Source organism: Bradyrhizobium sp. (assembly GCF_049519115.1).
GTDB lineage: Bacteria > Pseudomonadota > Alphaproteobacteria > Rhizobiales > Xanthobacteraceae > Bradyrhizobium.
In genome coordinates this window covers 1-20,499 of record NZ_JBEKRB010000045.1, presented here as the reverse complement: position 1 = coordinate 20,499, position 20,499 = coordinate 1, and the positions used below count along the sequence as shown (strand labels likewise).

The window sequence follows — 20,499 nt, the reverse complement described above, 5'->3', positions numbered from 1 at the left end:
CTCCTACGCCAGGCTACGTCGCGCAGCGGCGCGATGCGGCTCACCGGTCCCGGACGTCTCGGCAAGGTTTCCCTGGTCGCCGCGCCAGCCGAGCCGTTGCGAAATCTCGGTGGCGGCGCTTTTCATGCTGGTCGCAATTTGCGCACGGCGAGCGGCACCGGCAAAATCGGTCGCGTGGCCGCTGACATTGATGGCTGCAATCGGCGTGCCGGTGGCGTCGAAAATCGCCGCGGCCACCGAACTGATGTCTGCTTCATAATTGCCGTCGCTCCAGGCCAGTCCGGCCGCGCGGTCGGCCTCGAGCTGGGCATGCAACTGTGCAAGCGTGACCGCGGTATGCGGCGTGACCGGCGTCAGCGTCGCGCCGGCGTAAAGTCTGTCGACCTGCGCGGCAGGAAGATTGGCAAGGATGACGCGGCCCATATTGGCGGCATGAGCCGGAAGCCGGCTACCGACACGGATGTTGCTTGCGAACACATGGTTTGGAACCCGGCGAACCAGATAGACGATCTCCAGACCGTCGAGCACACCGAGATGGGCCGACAGCCCAAGTGTTTCGGCTAACCTCGTGAGGACCGGAACCGCCGTCTGCACCAGATCCTCGGAAAAGAACGCCTGCGCCGTCAGGCCGATCAAGCCGACGCCAATGCGCCAGCCATTGCCTTCAGGGCGCGGCTCGATGAAACGTTCGGCGCTCAGGGTGCGAAGCAGGCGCACCAACGTCGTGCGGTTGATGCCGAGCGCCCTTGCCGTCTCCGACATATTCGTGACCGCATCACCCTCGCCGATATGCCGCAGCAGGCGTGCGGCACGCTGGACCGGTGGCGACAGATACTGATCGCCGCTATCCGCATCTTCATCGAGATCAAATCGTTTAGACATGAGCGTCTTCTTCCACAAAGGCGGTCAGAAAGTTCGCGACGATCTTTGGCTCTTCCTGCGGCAAAGCATGTCCGGATCCTTCGACCTCGTGGTAGCGCGGCTTCGCCTTGAAGGCGTCGCGTGCGGCCTGGGCGTTGGCCGGCGGCGTGATCACGTCCTTTGAGCCGACGGCGACAAGGGCCGGTACCGACACCGTGGCGAGGTCGGAGACCATGTCGCCCGCGCCGAGCGCGTGCACCGCCTGCGCATAACCGTGCGGATGCACCGCCGCCATCGCACGCTCGACGCCGGCGAGCACATGCGGCTTCGTTGAGGGATCGCCGACCAGCCGCCCCGCTCGCTTTTGGCTGAACGCGACCGGGCCGAGCACATTCAATTCATCGATGCGTTGCTGCACGCCTGATGGCAGAGGTTCACCTGCGGCAACGCGATAACCGAGCGCCGGCGACAGCAACGCCAACGCGGAAACGCGCCCGGGATAGTTGGCTGCAAAGCTTGCGGCGAACAGCGAACCCAGCGAATGCCCGACAAGGACGGCGCGGGACATGCCGAGCAGGTCCAGCACACCTGCCAATGCGACGGCATAGTCGCGCGGTGTTGGTGACGCCTTGGCGAGGGGCTTCGATTCCCCGTAGCCCGGTGCATTCCAGGCGATCGCTTCAATCGAGAGCGGCAACGCCTGCATCAACGGCTCGAAACTGAGCGCATGGCTGCCGACGCCATGCAGCAGCACGAACGTGCAACGCGCCTTGTCGGCACGACGACGGAAAACCTCGATCTCCCCGGCAAGCCCGCGCTCTAATGCCACGACTGCACCTGTTCAAATATGAACCAACCGTTCGATAGTGAATATAAAGGACCTGTTGTTAACCTTTTGTCAAGTGGCACCCGGAAATCGGAGCCGGATACCCCCGCATCGTCATCCATCGAACCTCGAAATCCATCTTGCGTCCGTGTTTAATATACTATACTATGTTTTACTAGCGAAATAGCCATATGCGATCGTACCGGCGCAAACGGGCGAGAGATCGAAGTGACGAACAAGCGCTCCCCTGAAAAAGACCTGACGTCGCTGACCGCCGAACTGCCGGCCGATATCGACGAGCGCTATCTGGTGCCGGCGCTGATCCGCGGTTTGGACATCCTCACCATTCTTTCCGGCGATCAGCAGACTCTCACCTTGTCGGAAGTCGCCGCAGCGCTGGGGCTGACCCGTTCCTCCGCCTACCGGCTGCTTTATACGCTCGGTGCGCTCGGCTACGTCGCGTTTGACAACAGCACCAAATGCTATCGCCTCGGCCCGCAGGTCTTGAACCTCGGATTCGGATATCTCGCCGCGCGCGATCTGGTGGAAGTGGCGATGCCGCATCTTCTTCGCTTGCGCGATCGCACCGGCTGGTCCGCGCATCTTGGCGAACTCCACGGGCGCGAAGTCGTCTACCTGACGCGCGTGGCGACGCGGCGTTCGATCGCAAGCACCGTTCATGTCGGCACCCGGCTGCCGGCACGCCGCACCACCATGGGCCGCGTGCTTTTGTCCGGGCTGCCGGAGGCTGAGATCCGCAATCTCTACGACGACGCCGCGCTTGCCGGGGACACCCCGCCCACCAATCTCGCCGACCTCTTGAAACAAGCTGCAGAAGACCGCCGCGAAGGTTGCGTGGTGCAGAATTCGGTCTACGAGCCGGGCGTCGCCAGTGTGGCGGCGCCCATCCACGACATGACCGATCGCGTCGTCGCGGCGATCAACATTTCGGCCGTGGCGCTCTTTACCAACGATGCCGAACTCAACGGCGCGCTCAAAGCGGAAGTGATCGCGACCGCGAAGGCCATTTCGCAAGACCTCGGCTCCCAAGACCTAGGCTCCAAAGACCTCGGCCGCCACGCGGCAGGCCGCGGAGCCGCGCCACCCCGCAAATCGTCGGGCTCGCCGCCCTGATCGATTTGCTCAAACCATCGAGAACCGCACCAGCAAAGGAGACCGAACATGGACGATACGACCCGACCACAGAAACATTCCTGGGACCGCCCGGACTGCACAAGCTTCGATGACTGGATGAAAAGCCGTGTCGCGCGCGTCTCCGACCGTCCTTACGACTGGAACGCATTGAAGTTCCAAGCCGACTTCGATCCGAAATATCGCCGGGCCCAGAAGCGCTTTATCGGCACGGGTGGCACGGGCGTTGCTTCGGATACCAACGTGATTCCGGCCGAGCACTTCACGCTTTCGAACATGATCATCCCGGCCGGCGGCGAGGGACCGATGCACCTCCACGTCGATGCCGAGGAAGTCTTCTTCGTCCTGCGCGGCAAGATCAAGGTCATGGTCGAAAAAGACGGCGAGCGTTGGGAATCGATCCTCGGTGAGCGCGATTGCATCTCGGTGCCGCCCGGAGTCTACCGCGGCGAGATCAACGTCGGCGAAGAGGACGCGATCATGATGGTGATGATCGGTTCGCCCAAGCCGGTGACGCCGACCTATCCGGCGGATCACCCGCTGGCCAAGGTGAAGCGCGGCTGATCGTTCCGAAACTCACGGGCGCGCTAGCCAAAATGCGGCGCGCGCCTCGTTCCGGCAAGGCATGGCGCGAGACCGGCGCGCAGGTTTGATGATGAAGGGAATGGCGATCATGGCGCTCGTTGGTATTGATGCAATTGTGTTCGGTGTAGCTGACATGGCCGCCGCAGCGCATTTCCTGGACGACTGGGGCGTGACGCAGGTATCGGCCACGGACGACCGCCTGGTCTACCGGACGCGCGACGGCGCGGAAGTGATCGTCCGCCCGTACGACGCGCCCGATCTGCCGCCGCCGATCGAGAGCGGCAATACGGTGCGCGAAGTGATCTGGGGCGCTGCGAACAAGGAGGAACTGGAGAAGAGTCTTGCCTCGATTCGGACCCTCGAAAGCTTCCGCATCGGCGCCGACGGCTTGTCGCGCGCCACCGATCCCAATGGTCTCAGTGTTGCCTTCCGCGTCAGCCAGCGAACGCCGGTCACGATCAAGCCGACGCTGCCGAACGCGCCAGGTTCGCATCAGCGCGTCAACCAGCGCTCGCCGATCCACACCCAGGCACATCCCATCAATATCGGCCACGTCGTGGTATTCGCGGCGGACTTTCCGGCCATGCGTGCCTTCTATACCGAGAAGCTCGGCTTCGTGATCAGTGACGAATACCCCGGCCACGGCACATTCACACGCTGCCAGCAGGTCGGCGATCACCACAACCTGTTCATTCTCAACCGGCCGGGCAAGGCGGGCATCAATCACGTCGCCTTCACCGTGACAGACATCCACGAACTGATCGGCGGCGGCATCGCCATGAGCCAAAAGGGCTGGAAGACCGAAATCGGTCCCGGCCGCCACCCGATCTCATCCGCCTACTTCTGGTATTTTGAAAATCCGCTGGCGGCGCCGCTTGAATATTACGCCGACGAGGATTACTGCACCGCCGACTGGAAATCCGGCACCTTCGAGCGCAAGCCGGAATTGTTTGCGGAGTGGGCTATCGCCGGTGGCATCGACGGCAAGACCCGCCGCCAGAGAACGGCGATTGATCAGAGCGGCCGCGGTCACGCTTAGCGCCAAACCGATAGAGCGAATGAGTATGCCCCCCGAAATCAGACGTATCATTGCGGTAGAGGCGCATCGAAGACGATCCGGGCATTGCCCGGTGCGTCTCTATTCGCTTGGAACCGGCGAGACCTTCGAGATCAATCCGACCGCCGATGGCTTTGTCGATATGACCTCGGGCGTGAGCGCGTGGACGGCGGAAGGCCGGATCGTGCTCGCCGGCAAACGAGGCGCGATCGACCTGCATCTGACCGGCGACGTCGCCTTCGACGGTTACGATCACATCAGCGACGAGGCCTTCACCGGCCGCGCCGGTGGTGGCACGTCGGTCACGATCTACGATCGCGACCAGACTAACTATTTTCAATATGCCGTCGCCACCAAAGCGGTACAGATCTAGCGGAGGCCTGGACCAGTATGGACAAAAGATTCAGCGGGCGGCGGATCGTCGTTACCGGAGCCGGGCGAGGCCTCGGCTTCTCCTATGCCGAGCGGCTGTGCCGCGAAGGCGCAAGCGTGATCATCGCAGAGATCGATCCGGCGCTTGGCTCTGAGGCGGAAGCGAGCCTGAAAGCCCGGGGTCTCGATGCGCGCTTCGTGCAGGTCGACATCTCCTCGGAAAGCTCCGTGGCCGAGATGGCGCGGATCGCGCGTGAAGGCTGCGACGGCATCGATGGTCTTGTCACCAATGCCGGATGGGCAAATGGCGTCGGCGGCAAGACCTACGACGAACTGACTACCGAGGTCTGGGACCGTATGATGGCCATCAACGTCCGCGGCACCTGGCTGACGGTGCGCGCGATCGCGCCGATGATGCGCGACGGCGGCTCAATCGTGACGGTTTCGTCGGATACGATTTACTGGGGCGCCCCTCGCCTGCTCCACTATGTCACCAGCAAGTCCGCCATTGTCGGCATGACCCGCTCGCTCGCGCGTGAGCTTGGCGAGCGGATGATCCGCGTCAATTGCCTGCTGCCGGGGCTGACCGTCGGCGAGGCCACCAAGGGAATTCCCGAGGAACGCTGGAACGATTATGCGCAGAAACAGCTCCTGAAGCGCAAACAGATGCCTGATGACGTCGACGGCGTCGTCGCCTTCCTGATGTCGGACGATTCAAAATTCATCACCGGACAGACGCTCGCCGTCGACGGCGGATTTTCCATGCACTGAGGTCTTCGAGACCGTGGGGACACCACTCGCCTGATCTCACCAGAACTGGAGAATGATTTGCAGTCGAAACGGTGGGTGGGCGTGATCGTCCTGATGATCGTCGTGAGCATCGCTTACGTCGACCGCATCAACGTGTCGTTGATGATCACCAATGCCGACTTCCTTCACGCGCTCGGGCTTGAGGGCGACAGGATCGCGCAAGGACGCCTCGTTTCGCTGTTTCTGTTCGGCTACGGCCTCTCGGCATGGTTCATCACGCCCCTGTTTGAATTCCGCTGGAGCGTGCGCACCAGCCTTTTGATCAGCGTGTTGCTCTGGACGATTTTCACGGGCGCCTCCGCGGTCGCCTCCGGCATGGCGGCTTTCCTGGTCTGCCGGCTCCTGCTTGGCGGCGCGGAAGGCCCGCTATTCTCGCTCAAAACCATGTATGTCAGGGAACACTTCGCCCCGAACGAGGTCGGCAAACCGAATGCGGTAAGTTCGCTCGGTGTCAGTATCGGCCTCGGACTTGGCTATTCGATCGTCAGCTTCCTGATCGTGCATTTCGGCTGGCGCGACTCGTTTTGGGCGCTCGCGGCACTCAATCTTGCCATCGGCCTGCCCCTGATTGCGCTGTTCATTCGACCCTCTGCCGCCCCGCGTCCCGCCAGCCGCAAAGAGGGCTCGGCCGTTTCGCTGTTTCTGTCCGCACTCCGAACGCCGCATCTGTTCTGGATCCTCATCGTCGAAATCTGCACGCTGAGCTATCTGTGGGGCGCCAGCACCTGGCTGCCGTCCTATTTGAAGGAGGCACGGCATTTCTCGCTCAACGAGATGAGTATTTTTGCCGGCCTTCCCTTTTTCGTCGGCGTCGTCTCCAACGTTGCCGGGGGATCGGTCGTCGATCTTCTCCCGAGGTCGAAGGCGCCGGTCGTGATCGTCATTGGCGGCATCATCACCGCGATCTGCGTCACCTTGGCGATACTCGCCGAAAACCCCTACGTCGCCGCTTCCGCGCTGATTTTTGCCGGCGCCGGATGGGGCTTTCAGTCGCCTGCCATACCGAGCCTGGTGCAGCATGTGGCAAAGGACGGCACTGTCGGCACGACCTACGGCATCATCAACGGGATTGGTAATCTCGTCTCGGCGCTGATGCCGATGATGATGGGGGCTGCGATGACGTCCCGCTCCGGCGATAATCTGGCGCAAGGTTTCTGGCTTCTGGTCGGCACCCAGCTGTTGACCGCGGTCACAGGTCTCGTCCTGGTCGCGAGGCTCGGCAGAAGGACGGGAGAGACCAGCCACGCGGCCTCGCTTGCAGCTGACGCTCCATGAGTATTTCGGCTCACATACCTGAGGCGAGGATTTAGGTATGGACCGCCTGACGAGCATGGACGTTTTTGCCAGTATCGTCGCAAATGGCAGCTTCGCCGGTGCAGCGCGCCAGGCCCAGGTATCGCCGACCGTCGTCAGCAAACATGTGCAAGCGCTCGAAAACTGGCTCGGTGTAAAACTGCTCAACCGCTCGACCCGGCGCGTGGCCCTGACGGAAGCCGGTGAAGCCTTCTACGAACGCTGCAAGCGAATTCTCAGCGATGTTGAAGATGCTGCGGGCATGGCGGGCGAACTACAGACCACGCTTCGCGGGCGGCTGCGCGTCAGCGCGCCCGGCCTGTTCGGTGTCGAGCTGGTCACGCCCGCGGCAGTCGTGTTCATGGCCGAACATCCGGATGTCAGCATCCGGCTCGATATCAATGATCGCTATGTCGACGTTCTCGGCGAAGGCTACGACCTCGCAGTGATCGTAGGCCAGTTGCCTGACTCCTCCTTGACCGCCCGACGGCTGGCCCCGATACGATTTGCGACCTGTGCCGCGCCCTCCTATCTAGCGCGACGCGGAATTCCTGAGCATCCGTCCGAATTGGCGCATCACGATTGCCTGCAATACACCGGCTTTCTCTGGAGCCAGAACGAATGGCGCTTCGTGGCACCAAGCGGCGACCCGGTGAGCATCCAAATCTCGCCGCGGTTCGCATCTGCCACCTTGGCGTTGCGCACAGCCGTCATTCAAGGCGCCGGCATATTTCAATGTCCGACCTACGCAGTCGGCGACGACCTCGCCGCCGGCCGGCTGGTGCCGATTTTGACCGAATATTCGATTCCCGAGCTCAGCGCCTACGCCGTCCACGCGCAAGGCCGCCATCGATCGGCAAAACTCGGCAGCTTCATCGATCTGCTTGCCTCGCGTTTCGGCCCGAACCCGCCTTGGGACCGATGGCAGGCTAAATGAAGTGCATCGGCCATTATCCACGTTTTGGAAACTCAGTCTTTTCAGTTTGAAATATTGTCCGCCGCCTCAGCCTGCTCGATAGTTTTTCTTTTAAACGCCGCGCGCGGCGTCCCGCGCGCCTCCATTGACGGGCGGAGGACAGCAGAATGCAGTTCAAACTCAATGGCCGGCCGGTCGATTTTGACGGCGATCCGCAAACGCCTCTGCTTTGGGTCATTCGCGATTGGGCACAGCTGACCGGTACGAAATACGGCTGTGGCGTCTCGATATGCGGAGCCTGCACCGTGCATGTCGATGGTGAACCGGTCCGATCCTGCGGGTTGCCGATCGAAGACGTGGCCAACCACACGGTTACGACGATCGAGGGTTTGTCGAAGGATCGCTCGCATCCGGTGCAGAAGGCCTGGATCGAAAAGGACGTACCGCAATGCGGCTACTGCCAATCCGGGATGATCATGGCGGCCGCAGCGCTACTGCAAAAACATCCGGAGCCAACCGACGCACAGATCGATGAGGCCATGACCAACCTGTGTCGCTGCGCGACCTATCACCGCATCAGGGAGGCGATCCATGCAGCGGCCGGTGTTTGATCTCGGCGAACAAGCGGGCGCCACCAGTCGCCGTGGCTTTCTCAAGGGCGCAGCTCTCGCCGCCGGCGCCCTCATCGTTCCAGTCTCGTTAATGCGGCAAATCACGGCTTCCGAAGAATCCAGCTACGAAATCACCGACTGGATCCGGATTGAACCGAGCGGCCGCACGATCATCGGCGTCTCGCAGTGCGAGGTTGGACAAGGGATCTATACCGGTCTGTCGCAGCTCGTCGCCGACGAACTTGAAGCGGATTGGGCGTCGGTCAGCGTCGAGTTCGTTACCGGCCGCGACGCCTACCGGACCGCAGCCGCCAACGAAGAGCTTCAGCAGTTCGTCGGCGCCTCGATGTCGATGACTCAATTTCATCAGCGGGTCCGGATCGCGGGCGCGCAGGCGCGCGAGGCATTGATTCAGGCCGCCGCCGCGCGGCTTCGCGTTCGCACGACCCAGTGCGAAGCGAAAAACGGACGGGTTACACACCTGCAAACCGGCCGTTCGCTCGGATATGGTGACCTCGCCCGCGACGCTGCGAAGCTTCCACTGAACCCGACCCCGCAGCTGAAGCCGGCGTCGGAACGGCGTCTCATCGGTCAAAGTCTCAAACGTCTCGACACCCCCGCCAAGGTCGACGGCAGCGCGATCTTTGGTATCGATGTCCGTGTTCCGGACATGCTGTTTGGTGCGGTCCGGATGGCGCCGACGCAAACCGGCAAGTTTGTCGCGGTAAAAAACGAGGCGGAGATTCTCGCCCGCCCCGGCGTCAGGGCCGTGGTCAGCGCACCGTTCTGGCCGCAACCTGCCCACACGACGATCATTGTTGTTGCCGACAGCTACTGGATCGCAAAGCAGGCCGCCGATGCGCTCGTCGTCGAGTTCGACGACGGTGCGGCGGCTGGCCTGAACAGCCGGAAGATCATGGACCAGCGTCTTGCCGCGCTGGACTCGGACAAGGCAGTGGTCGCGACCAACATAGGCGACGCTGCCTCCATCCTGAATGCCTCCAGCAACAAGGTGATCGAGGCACAGTATCATACGCCCTACCTGGTTCATGCCACCATGGAGCCGGTGGTCGCAACCGCACACGTGCGCGACGGTGAGATCGAAGTATGGGGCCCGATCCAGGGCCAGGACATGGTCCGCAAGACACTCGGCAGGTATTTTAATATGGCCCCCGACAGGGTGATCGTGAACACGACTTTCTTGGGCGGGAGCTTCGGCCGCAAATATGTGCCGGATTTCGTTCTTCACGCCGCGGTCGCCTCGAAAGCGGTCGGCCGTCCCGTCAAAGTCATCCGCTCCCGCGAGGAAGATATTCGTCACGGCTATTATCGACCCTGCGCGTCGGCGCGATTCCGAACGGTGCTTGGGACCGATGGATATCCAAAAGCGATGCATGCCCGCGTGGTCGGAGAATCGCTCTACGCCATGATCAAGCCGAAGGCGATGGAGGCCGCCGGCGGGTGGGACGAAACCATGCTCGACGCCATCTACGATCTCGCTTACGCGGTGCCCAACCTGATCGTCGACAACGTCAACGTGAAGCAGCCCATTCCTGTCAGTTTCATGAGAAGCGTGGGAAGCACGTCCGCGGTGTTCTTCCTTGAGAGCTTTGTCAATGAACTCGCTGATGCTGCGAACATCGATCCGTATCTCTATCGCCGCCATCTGCTTGCCCATGATCCCCTCGCCGTCGCTGTGCTCGATCGGGTGGTGGAGGCGTCGGAATGGAACAAGCCGGCGCCGCGCGACATTCACCGCGGGCTCGCCTTCAACCTCTACACCGGTCGAGGTGGCGCGTTCAAAACCTATGTGGCCCAAGTTGTAGAGATCGAGATGGTGAAGGGCCAGATCGCGGTTCGCCGTATCGTTTGCGCGGTCGACACCGGAACCGTGATCAATCCCGGGCTCGTCATGGCCAATATCGAAGGCGGCATCGGCTTTGCGTTGACCAATACGCTGAAGAGCGAGATAACCTTCGCCAACGGTGGGGTGGAGCAGAGCAACTTCCACGACTATCCGCTGCTTGGCCTGTCGGAGATGCCCCGTGTCGAAGTCCTGCTGATGGACAGCGATCGTCCGCCGCAAGGATGTGGCGAGGTGTCATTGGCGCCGGTTGCGCCCGCGGTGGCGCATGCTGTTTATCGGGCCACCAACAAGCGGCTTCGTGCCATGCCGTTTGCGCAAGTCTAAGTTTACGCAGGTCTCAGTTTGCGCAGGTCAAGGCCGCACGACGATCATACGCTGGAATGAGCAGGCAGGCTAAATGGCGCGACTGAGAATTGGAATCAGCGGAGGCGGTGTCGGAGGGCTCGCCTCTGCCATTGCGTTACGAAAAGCCGGCCACAACGTCGAGGTGCTTGAACAGGCCTCTTCGTTCCGCAGGGTTGGTGCCGACATCAATCTGACGCCGAACGTCGTCCGCGCGCTCGACGGCTTTGGCGTGGTGCCGGCACTCATGGAGACCGCGGCCAAGCCGACCCACCGCATCAGCCGGATGTGGGATAGCGGCGCGGAAACCTCGCGGCTGGAGATGGCGCAGGCGGCCGAACAGCGATACGGCGCGCCGCAATTGACGATCCATCGCGCGGACCTGCTGAATGCATTACGGACGCAGTTGCCGTCCGACGCCATCCGGCTCGGATGTCGCGTTGGCGGTGTCGAGACAGCTGACGACCACGTCAAGGTCGCCTTCATCGAGGGCGGCGAAGACACCTTCGACGTTCTGATTGGCGCTGACGGAATTCATTCACCGACCCGCACTGCCCTGTTCGGTCCGGAATATCCAGAGTTCACCGGGCTCGTGTCCTATCGCAGCGTGGTCGATAGCGCGAAATTGTCCGTACCCAACATGGAGGCCTTCACCAAATGGTGGGGGCCGACGCCGGACCTGCAAATTGTCACCTTCCCGCTCAATCGCGGCCGCGAGACCTTCGTCTTCGCCACCACAGCGCAGGACGATTGGCGCGAGGAATCCTGGACGATGCCGGGCGACGTCACGGAGTTGCGCAAGGCCTACGCTGCATTTCACCCCGAGGCCCGCGCGCTTCTTGACGCTTGCAGCGAAGTGATGAAATCCGCGCTCTATGTACGCGATCCGCTGCCAGGCTGGTCGCTCGGTCATGCAACGCTGCTCGGCGATGCCAGCCATCCCATGACGCCGTTCATGGCGCAGGGCGCCGGCATGGCGATCGAGGATGCGGTCGTGCTCGGCCGGGCACTCAAAGGGGTATCAAAACGTAACGTGCCAGAGGCGCTGGCACGTTACGAAAATTCGCGCAAGGAACGGACCTCCCGGGTCCAGATCGGCTCGCGCGGCAACGAATGGCTCAAGGAAGGCGTCAATGCCGATTGGGTCTACGGCTATAACGCCTGGTCGATCCCACTCACGGACGCGACCTAGTCGGCCATCCACACTTACTCCTGATTTGGAAGCAGGCGGCGGCAAGAACTGGTCGACATCAAGCCTTGCGGCGAAGTCTCATCAGTTAGCGAACTGCCCGACCGATCGATCGTTCCGGGCGCGATGCGAAATGTGCCAGGGCAGCAGCAGGCGTTCGGCATAATCGACCAGGAAAAATAGCACCGTGCCGACGATTCCGAGCAGCAACAGCGAGACGAACACACGCACGGTGTCGAACTGCCCCTGCGCCACCAGGATCTGAAATCCGATGCCGTAGTTGCCGGCAACGAATTCGCCGACGATGGCGCCCACCAGGGCAAATGAAATCCCGACCTTCATTCCGGCGAATAGGCTCGGCAGCGCGCATGGAAAGCGAATTTTGGTCAGCACCGCCCAGGACGACGCCTTCGATACCCGCGCCAGATTCAGCATATCGGGATCGACCGAGCGCAAGCCAAGCACCGCATCGATGACGATCGGAAAGATCGCCAGCATTAAAGCGATGGCAATCTTCGGTTCGGGGCCCGTGCCCATCCAGATCACGAATAGAGGTGCGAGCGCGACCTTCGGGATCGAGTTGAGGGCGACCAATAGCGTATAGGCCGTCCGCTCGAGAAATCGCGAATAGATTATGCCGACAGCCAGCGCGACGCCGAGCACGACCGCGAGAACAAAGCCCAGCAGGGTCATGGCGAGCGTAAAAGTGAGGTGACGCAGGAACAACGCCGGCGCCTCCAGAAACGCGGCCGCGATCATCGACGGCGACGGCAATATCAGCGGCGACGGATGGAATACCCGCACGCCGGCCTCCCACAGCAGAAGTGCCACGGCGAGCACGGCGATAATATCGCGCGTTTCGCTTTCACCGCTGAACAGCCGTCTAATCCGTCCCATCATTCCTTGACGATCCCAAGCTCGGCGAAATGATGCCGGATGCGATGAACGTAGCCGGCAAACTCGGCACTGTCGCGGACCGCGAGCCGGCGCGGGCGCGGCAGATCGATACGGATGGTATCGACGATCCTGCCGGGCGACTTGCTCATCATCACCACGCGATCGGATAAAAACACCGCTTCCACAATCGAATGGGTGATGAACAGCAAAGTTTTTCGGGTGTCTTGCCAGATTTGCGCGAGCTCGACGTTGAGGTCGTCCCTCGTCATCGCATCGAGCGCACCGAACGGCTCGTCCATCAAGAGCAACTCTGGATCGGCCAGCAGCGCGCGGCAGATCGACGCCCGCTGACGCATGCCCCCGGACAGTTCGAACGGAAATCGATCCTCGAAGCCGGCGAGGCCGAACCGCATCAGGAGTGCCATCGCGCGGTCGCGTTCGGCCAACGTCGGCTTGCGGGTAAACTCGATCGACAACAGCACGTTATCGAGGATGGTTCGCCAGTCGAGCAGCACGTCGCGCTGGAACACGACGCCGAGCCTGTCGGGCGGCCCGTCGAGCTGGCGGCCGGCCACCCGCACCGATCCGGCGCTCACACCTTCCAGCCCCGCAACCAGCTTCAGAAGCGTACTCTTGCCGCAGCCGGATGGGCCGACCACACTGACGAACTCCTGCGGCTGAATATCGAGATCGATGTCAAGCAGCGCGGGAATGGAGCCGCGCGTGGACGCGTAGGTCTTGGCAACCTGACGGAGAGAGACGTAGGCATCAGTCGCGTCGGGCACGGGAACCGCGATCTCACTCGACAAGGACATTGGTGTAGTAATCCGAGACATTCCAGCCCGCATTGACGACGCCTGCTGCTTCCATAGATTTGAGCGCGGCCTCCCAATCCTCTTTGGCCTGCCAGCCGATCGGCTTGCCCTTGCTGGCCGGCGTTTCAAAATAGTCGAGCGTCAGCTTGATCTGGCCAAGCAAAATCTTCTCGTCGAGACGCGCATCCGGGCGCTCGGCGATCATGGCCTTCACGCCCTCCTCTGGATTCTCGTGAAGCGCCTGCCATGCGCGCTGCTCGACCTGAATCAATTTGCGCAGGGCCGGCCCTTTGGCTGCAATCGTGTCTTCGCGCGCAACCAGGCCATAGCTTGGAAAGGCGATGCCGGCATCGGAGGCCAGCAGGCATTTCGATGGCCGTGACTGCTCGGCGATCGGCAGCGCCGAGCCGACGGTCGACATCAACCCATCCGCCCGCTTCGCGATATAGGTACCCCATAGCGCGGCCGGATCGACCACGTCGAGCTTCAGATCGTCGCGCGTCAGACCGCCGGACTTCAGGTAGACATCGACGAAGGGTGACCAGGGACTTGCCGCAAATACAACGACCCTCTTACCCCGGAGATCGGCGACTTTGCCGATCGGGGAATCCTTGTCGACGAGAATGCACAGATCCGTGCGGCGCTGGAAGGTCGCAATGGACCTGATGGTCGCTCCCTTGGCGCGCGCCGATCCGACCAGCCCGACCTGCACCTGCCCGACATCGGCCTGGCCGGCATTGACGAGTTGAATGGTGTTGCCGGAGCCACGGCCGTCCTGGATGTCGACGTCGAGTCCAGCCTCCTTGAACCAGCCTTTGAACTGAGCAAGATGGATCGCCGCCTGCACGCCCCATGGCGAAAAATCCAGCCGGACCGACAGCTTGTCCGCTGCCGATGCCGGTGCAACGGCGGCGGCAACACAGCCAAGAAAGAGCAACGTGGTTAGCAGCAATCGCCTCATGTCTTCGACTCCGGTTTGATCGGATCAATATGATTGCCCTTCGCATCGGATCGCGAAGGCCCAAGCAGATAACCTAGCACCATCTCGACGACATGCTGACGGCGCTTGTGCAAACGCCGCCGTACCGTCAAATCACGGTCGAGCAACCATGACAGGGTGTGCTGGTTTGAGAGAAAGAAATACGCCAATCCCGAAATCGACAGATAGAGGTCGATCGCATCGACATCGGAGCGGAAAATGCCGGTGGCCTGCCCTCGCTTGAGCAGGACCTCGATCGTATCGAGCAGTCCCCGATAAAGCGGCTTGATCGATTGCGAGCGCTTCAAATATTGCCCGAAATTGATGTTCTCGATGCTCATCAGCCGGATCAACTCGGGCGTCGCCACAAAGTGGTCGAAGGTGCTCTCGACCAGCCGCCTGATTCCTTCCACCGGTGGCAGTTCGCGCAAGTCTTCGTCCTGCTGACGCTCGCGCAGGCCCGCATAGATGCCCTCCAGCACGGCGAGGTAGAGCGCGTCCTTGGAGCCGAAATAATGATAGATCAGGTTCTTGTTCGCACCGGAATGGGTGGCGATGCGATCGACGCGGGCACCGCTTAAGCCATAAGAGACGAATTCATTGCGAGCTGCCGCCAGAATCCTGGCGCGGCTTGCTTTCGGATTGCGCGTTGCCTTGCGCGTGACAACCTCAGCCACCTCAACCGCCATGGTGCCTGCCATCGGGAACATCTGCACGCAACGCGCGAAGCCGCCCGGTCGCGACCACATCGAGCTGACCGGAAGGCGAAAGGACGACCGCGTGCTGCTCAGCCGCGTAAGCCTGTGTGATCTTGCCGTCGAGCACGTCCTCGACAACCAGTTCAGGATCGCGCGCCAGCGGATCGCCAAAACCGCCGGCTCCGGCCTGCTCGTGAATGATCAATGTCCCCTTGCCGATACGGGTCGTGATCTTTCCAGGCAATGCGGTCCGCTCGTTGCCGATTTCCATGAAATTGCGCGACTTCCCGCCAGGACTGCCGCCGGAGAGGCCGTAAGGCGCGAACCGCACGCGATCGGTGCGCATCTGCAGAAGCGCTTCGTCGGCGAGGATGCGGTAACTCCGGCGGATACCGACGCCGCCGCGATAACGCCCTGCGCCGCAGCTGTCGGGCACGAAGGAGTAATCCTCAATCCGCACCGGGTGCTCCGCCTCCATCACCTCGACCGGCATGTTGGACAAATTCTGCGACGCATTCGTCACGGCCTCGACCCCGTCCTTGTCCGGGCGGCCGCCCCAGGCGCCGCAGATCATGTCGACGATGATGAAAGGTTGCCGGTTCGGGCGCAAGCCGCTGATGCAGATCACGCTGTTGCCGCCCTCGCCCGCGGCCGGCACCCGGTCCGGCACGATCTGGGCGAGCGCGCCAAGCATGGCGTCGAACACCCGGTAACCCGTCAACGCCCGGGCCGCGCATGGACCTGGCATGACGGGATTCAACACCGATGCCTCGGGCACTTTCACCTTGATGCAGCGGAATAGCCCGACATTGTTGGGCAGGTCCTTTGCGAGCACACAGCGCACGCTGAGATAGGTCAGCGAATGGGTGAAGCTCAGCGTCGAATTGAGCGCACCGCGAACCTGCGGCGAAGAACCGGTGTAATCGACCAGCAACGTTCCGTCGTCGTTGACCGTGATCGCAACCTTGATGGGGATTGACTGATCAGAGAAACCGTCATCGTCGATGTGATCGAGAAAGCGGTAGGTGCCCTTGGGCCAGGCCCTGATCTCCTGGCGGGTCATCCGTTCCGCATAGTCGAGCAACTCCTGCATATAGGCGTCGACCTCGTCGGAGCCGTAACGCTGCATCAGCTTCTCTAAACCCCGCTTGCCGACTTGCGCGGCGGCAAACTGCGCCGACAGATCGCCCCACACACGGTCCGGTACCCGCACATTGATCTTGATCAGCGCCTCCAGCGTCTTGTCGAGCACGCCGCGGTCATAGAGCTTGAGCGGCGGGATCCGCAGACCCTCCTGATAGATTTCGGTGGAATCCGAGGCATTCGAACCCGGCACGCGGCCGCCCACGTCGGTGTGATGACAGATCACGACTGCAAAGGCCCGTCTTGCGCCGCCGTAAAAGATCGGTACGAACATGAAGATGTCGGGCAGATGCATGCCGCCATGGTACGGATCGTTCATGATGACGACGTCGCCTTCGTGAAGATCGCCCTCAAATTTCTGCAACACCGACGCCATCGCTTCCGGTATGGCGCCAAGATGCTGGGCAATGGTCTTGGCCTGCGCCACCATCTGGCCGTCGCCCGCGCATAACGCTGCGGAGAAATCCATGACGTCCTTGACGATCTCCGAGCGCGCGATGCGCACGACGGTGTAGGCCATATCGTCGGCGATTGAATCCAGCCCGCTCTTGATGACGGCAAACGTGATCGGATCCACCTTCATGGCGCAAACTCCAGCACGACACAGCCGATCGCGTCCTTGTGCACGCGTGCATCCGGCGGCACCACGATCGTGGCATCGAATTCTTCGATGATCAGCGGACCCGAACGCGGCGTGCCGTCAATAGCCGCGCGATCGACGATGTCCACCGAGCGCGCCGGCTCGCCGCGCGCAAAGGATATCTGCCGCGAGCCCGAGCTCGGCGCCCCGGCGCGCGGAGCGATTTTCATGGCGCGAAAATCGAGACGGTTGTCGCGCAGGCCTCTGCCCGCGACACGGACCTTCATCAGTTCGATCGGTGTGTGGTCGCGATAGCCATAGGTCTTGAGATATTCGGCGGTGAAACGTTCGCGGATCTGGTCGAAATCCTCGCCTTCGAACGGCACGGTGAGTTCGGTCGCCTGACCTTCGTGGCGCAAGTCCGCCTCCCACAGGAACGCCGTGCGTTCGGCATGATAACCATCGCCGGCCAACTGGGCAGCGACCTGGGTTTGCAGTTCGCGCTTGACGGCGCGGAGATCATCGATCGTCATCCGATCGACGCGCTGGCCCACGGTCTTCAGTCCGGTATGCTCCACGTCGGAAGCTAGCATGCCGAGCGCACTGAACACGCCGGACATCGGCGGCACGACGATGCGCGGAATCCCGAGTTGACGCGCCAGATCCGGCGCATGCACCCCGCCATTCCCCCCAAACGCCATCAGCGTGAAATCGCGCGGATCGCGGCCTCGTTCGATGGTGACCGCGCGCACGGCTCGCGCCATCGCAGCGTTGGCGACCGCGCGGATGCCATGCGCCGCATCGGCGAGCAGCAGATCAAGCGGCTCGCCGACGTGGTTGTGAATCGCGGCTTCGCTGCGCGAGCGGTCGATTTGAAGTTTACCGCCGGCGAGCGAGTTCGGATTGATGAAGCCGAGCACGACATTGGCGTCGGTCACGGTCGGCCGGTCGTTGCCGAGGCCATAGCAGGCAGGCCCCGGCATAGCGCCGGCCGACTGGGGACCGACGACGAGCAACCCGCCCTGGTCGATCCCGGCCAGCGAGCCGCCACCGGCTCCGACCTCGGCGATATCGATCGCAGGCACTTTCAGCATGTAGCCGCCCGCTTTGATGAAACGGCTCGACGTCGAGATGCCGTCGCGGAATTCATATTCCGACGTCATGGTCGGCCGACCGTCCTCGATGATGACCGCCTTGGCGGTGGTCCCACCCATGTCGAACACGATGACATCGCGGTCGTCGCGGGCGATGCCGAGGCGCGCCGCGCCGACGACGCCGCCCGCCGGTCCCGACGCCACCACCATCACCGGCTTTTCGCAGGTGACATCGGCCGCAAGCATGCCGCCGTTGGACGTCATGACCAGGATGGGCGCCTTGATGCCGATGTCGCGGAGACCGCTTTGCAGACGCTGGAGGTATTCGCGCATGGTCACGAGCAAATAGGCGTTCACCACCGTGGTGCTGGTGCGCTCATATTCCTTCATCTCCGGCAGTACGGCGCAGGAGGTCGTGACGAGAAATTTCGGGAAGCGGGCCCGCAGGATGGCGGCCGCCTCGAGCTCATGGGCGGGATTTCGATAGGAGTTGATGAAGGCGATCGCGACCGCCCCTATGTCCTGCGCCATCAGCGCCTCACCGGCGGCCACGACGCTTGCCTCCGACAACGGCTCGACCACCGAACCGTCAGCCGCCATGCGCTCGACCACCTCGAGCCGATGGCGGCGGGGCACCAGCGGCGCCGGCTTATCCCAGGTGAGATCAAACATGTCGGGCATCCGGATGCGCCCGATTTCCAGCACATCGCGAAAGCCGCGGGTTGTGATCAAGCCCGTACGCGCGCCCTTGCGTTGCAGAATCGTGTTGGAGCCGACGGTGGTCCCGTGCAGCACCTCGGCGACGGCCGAAGGATCGATCGAAAGCTCCGCAAGCAGCTGCGTCACGCCCTCGACGACGGCGATACTGGGATCGGCCGGCGTCGATGAAATCTTGCTCTGATGGATCAGGCCACTATCGGTCAACAGCGCGATGTCGGTGAACGTGCCGCCGATATCGACCGCAATCCGAAAGCGACTGATCGCACCCATTTGCCTTCACCTATATTGACTAACTGGTTAGTCAATATCGACCGGGGGCACCTGTCAAGCCGATGGCCAGCCACGACGACCACATGATCGCGCGAGGTGGGCCTCGGAAATATATGACCAGGTGACGCTGGGCGCGGGGTGATGTCGACCCTTGAGCGATCATTCAGACGCGCCGCTCTGCGATACCGTTATTCGATGGTTATTTTGGCCGATCGTGCAATTCTTCGGTACTTGTCGTTCTCATCCAGAATGAACCTGGAATATGCTTGTGCAGACATCGGTGTGGAGAGCATGTCAATTTGCTTCAAGGCTTCTTGAAAATCGGGCATGACCGCAATTTCCTGCAAAGCATTCTCAAGCCGAACCACGATCTCCAATGGCAGCTTCGCGGGACCGGAAAGGCCGTACCACAAATTGGCTGTGATCGAAGGATAGCCGGCCTCGGCCATCGTCGGGACCTCGGGGAAAAAAATCGAGCGTTCTGCACTCATGACAGCCAGCGGACGCAATTGCCCGGTTTGTATTCCCGAAATTTGAGCCGCCGCTGCATCGAACATCAATTGGATTCTGCCGGCAATCAGGTCGACCACTGCCGGACCTGATCCCTTGTATGGCACGTGGGTCAGCTTTACGCCGGACGCAGCCATGAACATCTCTCCCCACAGCTGCGGTCCGCTGCCGTTGCCGGAAGATCCGAAATTTAGCTCGCCAGGCTTACTTCGGGCATAGGTGACGAGATCAGCGACCGAATGAATGGGTAGCGTGGAATTCACGCTGAGCATGGCCGGTGCTGTCGCGATCAAGCCGATGTGCGAGAAATCCCGAGATGGATCGTAGGTGATATTCGAATAGACGACTGGGGCAGTGCCGTGAGTAGCGCTCGACGAGAGAAGAAGCGTATAACCGTCCGCCGCCGCCCGCGCCGTGACCGCAGCGGCAATGGTGCCAGCCGCCCCACCCCGATTTTCAATGACGACATTTTGATTCAGCAGTTCGGAAAGCCGCTTCGCAAACTGCCGTGCGACCAGATCGCCCGCACCTCCCGGAGGTACGGCGACGATCAAGGTAATCAGCCTCTCCGGATACTCGGCTTGCGCCGGATTCAAAAATACCGCGATCCAGACTCCGAAAACGAACGATATCCAGAACCGCATGGTCAACCTCACCCTGTTTGTCTGTTCCGCGCGATTTGTCTATTTAGCGAGGCGATGCAAGAAACAGGCTACGTGACCGTCCACGAAAATGCCCATGGCGCAGCGGCCACTGCGTGAACTTTGTTCAAGGCGAACCCACCGGATTTGGCTAAGAGCCGGACTGAAAAAGAAGCTGAGTGATTTCAGCCAGTTGTGATTCCTTCGGATTTGCAAAGATTCGAGGGAGAGCACGATGGCCTGGACTGAAATCACTCGCCGACATTATAGG

Annotated in this window: 19 protein-coding genes; 10 read left to right on the top strand and 9 right to left on the bottom strand. The window is 61.7% G+C overall.

Annotated features, from left to right (window positions below; translation table 11 throughout):
• Positions 1-3: 3 nt before the first annotated feature.
• Both ABSE61_RS27310 and ABSE61_RS27305 read right to left on the bottom strand, forming a co-directional pair.
• The gene (locus tag ABSE61_RS27310; RefSeq protein ID WP_423874263.1) at positions 4-882 is read right to left on the bottom strand and encodes an IclR family transcriptional regulator; all 879 of its coding nucleotides are present in this window, start codon (positions 880-882) and stop codon (positions 4-6) included.
• A complete protein-coding gene (locus tag ABSE61_RS27305) occupies positions 875-1,690 on the bottom strand; it encodes an alpha/beta fold hydrolase (RefSeq protein WP_423874262.1) in 816 nt (271 codons plus the stop codon). Before ABSE61_RS27305 ends, ABSE61_RS27310 begins: the two co-directional genes overlap by 8 nt.
• A 225-nt stretch (positions 1,691-1,915) precedes the next feature.
• Between ABSE61_RS27305 and ABSE61_RS27300 the strand changes: the two genes are divergently transcribed.
• The 10 genes from ABSE61_RS27300 to ABSE61_RS27255 all read left to right on the top strand — a co-directional run bounded on the left by ABSE61_RS27300 (position 1,916) and on the right by ABSE61_RS27255 (position 11,884).
• Positions 1,916-2,821 (top strand): IclR family transcriptional regulator, encoded by a 906-nt coding sequence (locus tag ABSE61_RS27300; protein ID WP_423874261.1) that lies wholly within the window; start codon positions 1,916-1,918, stop codon positions 2,819-2,821.
• A gap of 48 nt (positions 2,822-2,869) precedes the next feature.
• The gene (locus ABSE61_RS27295; protein WP_423874260.1) at positions 2,870-3,403 is read left to right on the top strand and encodes a cupin domain-containing protein; all 534 of its coding nucleotides are present in this window, start codon (positions 2,870-2,872) and stop codon (positions 3,401-3,403) included.
• A gap of 109 nt (positions 3,404-3,512) precedes the next feature.
• Positions 3,513-4,463: a VOC family protein gene (locus ABSE61_RS27290; RefSeq protein ID WP_423874259.1), complete on the top strand. Its 951-nt coding sequence runs from the start codon at positions 3,513-3,515 to the stop codon at positions 4,461-4,463.
• Positions 4,464-4,482: 19 nt separating this feature from the next.
• Positions 4,483-4,854: a hypothetical protein gene (locus ABSE61_RS27285; protein WP_423874258.1), complete on the top strand. Its 372-nt coding sequence runs from the start codon at positions 4,483-4,485 to the stop codon at positions 4,852-4,854.
• A 17-nt stretch (positions 4,855-4,871) separates the two neighbouring features.
• A complete protein-coding gene (locus ABSE61_RS27280; protein ID WP_423874257.1) occupies positions 4,872-5,624 on the top strand; it encodes an SDR family oxidoreductase in 753 nt (250 codons plus the stop codon).
• A gap of 57 nt (positions 5,625-5,681) precedes the next feature.
• Positions 5,682-6,938, top strand: coding sequence for an MFS transporter (locus ABSE61_RS27275; RefSeq protein ID WP_423874256.1), 1,257 nt, complete (start codon positions 5,682-5,684; stop codon positions 6,936-6,938).
• Positions 6,939-6,975: 37 nt separating this feature from the next.
• The gene (locus ABSE61_RS27270) at positions 6,976-7,893 is read left to right on the top strand and encodes a LysR family transcriptional regulator (protein WP_423874255.1); all 918 of its coding nucleotides are present in this window, start codon (positions 6,976-6,978) and stop codon (positions 7,891-7,893) included.
• Between the two features lie 146 nt (positions 7,894-8,039).
• Positions 8,040-8,483 (top strand): (2Fe-2S)-binding protein, encoded by a 444-nt coding sequence (locus ABSE61_RS27265; RefSeq protein ID WP_423874254.1) that lies wholly within the window; start codon positions 8,040-8,042, stop codon positions 8,481-8,483.
• Positions 8,464-10,674, top strand: coding sequence for a xanthine dehydrogenase family protein molybdopterin-binding subunit (locus ABSE61_RS27260; RefSeq protein ID WP_423874253.1), 2,211 nt, complete (start codon positions 8,464-8,466; stop codon positions 10,672-10,674). Before ABSE61_RS27265 ends, ABSE61_RS27260 begins: the two co-directional genes overlap by 20 nt.
• A 73-nt stretch (positions 10,675-10,747) precedes the next feature.
• Positions 10,748-11,884, top strand: a complete 1,137-nt coding sequence (locus tag ABSE61_RS27255; protein ID WP_423874252.1) for an FAD-dependent monooxygenase — start codon at positions 10,748-10,750, stop codon at positions 11,882-11,884.
• 81 nt (positions 11,885-11,965) lie between these two features.
• On the opposite strand, the gene ABSE61_RS27250 is transcribed toward ABSE61_RS27255, so the two are convergent.
• The 7 genes from ABSE61_RS27250 to ABSE61_RS27220 form a co-directional block, all read right to left on the bottom strand.
• Positions 11,966-12,781 carry an ABC transporter permease gene (locus tag ABSE61_RS27250; RefSeq protein ID WP_423874251.1) on the bottom strand — a complete coding sequence of 272 codons (816 nt, stop codon included), beginning with the start codon at positions 12,779-12,781 and terminating at the stop codon, positions 11,966-11,968.
• Positions 12,778-13,593, bottom strand: coding sequence for an ABC transporter ATP-binding protein (locus ABSE61_RS27245; protein WP_423874250.1), 816 nt, complete (start codon positions 13,591-13,593; stop codon positions 12,778-12,780). The genes ABSE61_RS27250 and ABSE61_RS27245 overlap by 4 nt, the downstream gene beginning before the upstream one ends.
• The gene (locus tag ABSE61_RS27240) at positions 13,577-14,554 is read right to left on the bottom strand and encodes an ABC transporter substrate-binding protein (protein WP_423874249.1); all 978 of its coding nucleotides are present in this window, start codon (positions 14,552-14,554) and stop codon (positions 13,577-13,579) included. The genes ABSE61_RS27245 and ABSE61_RS27240 overlap by 17 nt, the downstream gene beginning before the upstream one ends.
• Complete coding sequence (locus ABSE61_RS27235; RefSeq protein WP_423874248.1) at positions 14,551-15,273, bottom strand: TetR/AcrR family transcriptional regulator; 723 nt, start codon at positions 15,271-15,273, stop codon at positions 14,551-14,553. Before ABSE61_RS27235 ends, ABSE61_RS27240 begins: the two co-directional genes overlap by 4 nt.
• The gene (locus tag ABSE61_RS27230) at positions 15,251-16,996 is read right to left on the bottom strand and encodes a hydantoinase B/oxoprolinase family protein (RefSeq protein WP_423874247.1); all 1,746 of its coding nucleotides are present in this window, start codon (positions 16,994-16,996) and stop codon (positions 15,251-15,253) included. Before ABSE61_RS27230 ends, ABSE61_RS27235 begins: the two co-directional genes overlap by 23 nt.
• Positions 16,993-19,077, bottom strand: a complete 2,085-nt coding sequence (locus ABSE61_RS27225; protein ID WP_423874246.1) for a hydantoinase/oxoprolinase family protein — start codon at positions 19,075-19,077, stop codon at positions 16,993-16,995. The genes ABSE61_RS27230 and ABSE61_RS27225 overlap by 4 nt, the downstream gene beginning before the upstream one ends.
• Positions 19,078-19,265: 188 nt before the next feature.
• Positions 19,266-20,231 carry a Bug family tripartite tricarboxylate transporter substrate binding protein gene (locus ABSE61_RS27220; RefSeq protein ID WP_423874245.1) on the bottom strand — a complete coding sequence of 322 codons (966 nt, stop codon included), beginning with the start codon at positions 20,229-20,231 and terminating at the stop codon, positions 19,266-19,268.
• Positions 20,232-20,499 lie beyond the last annotated feature (268 nt).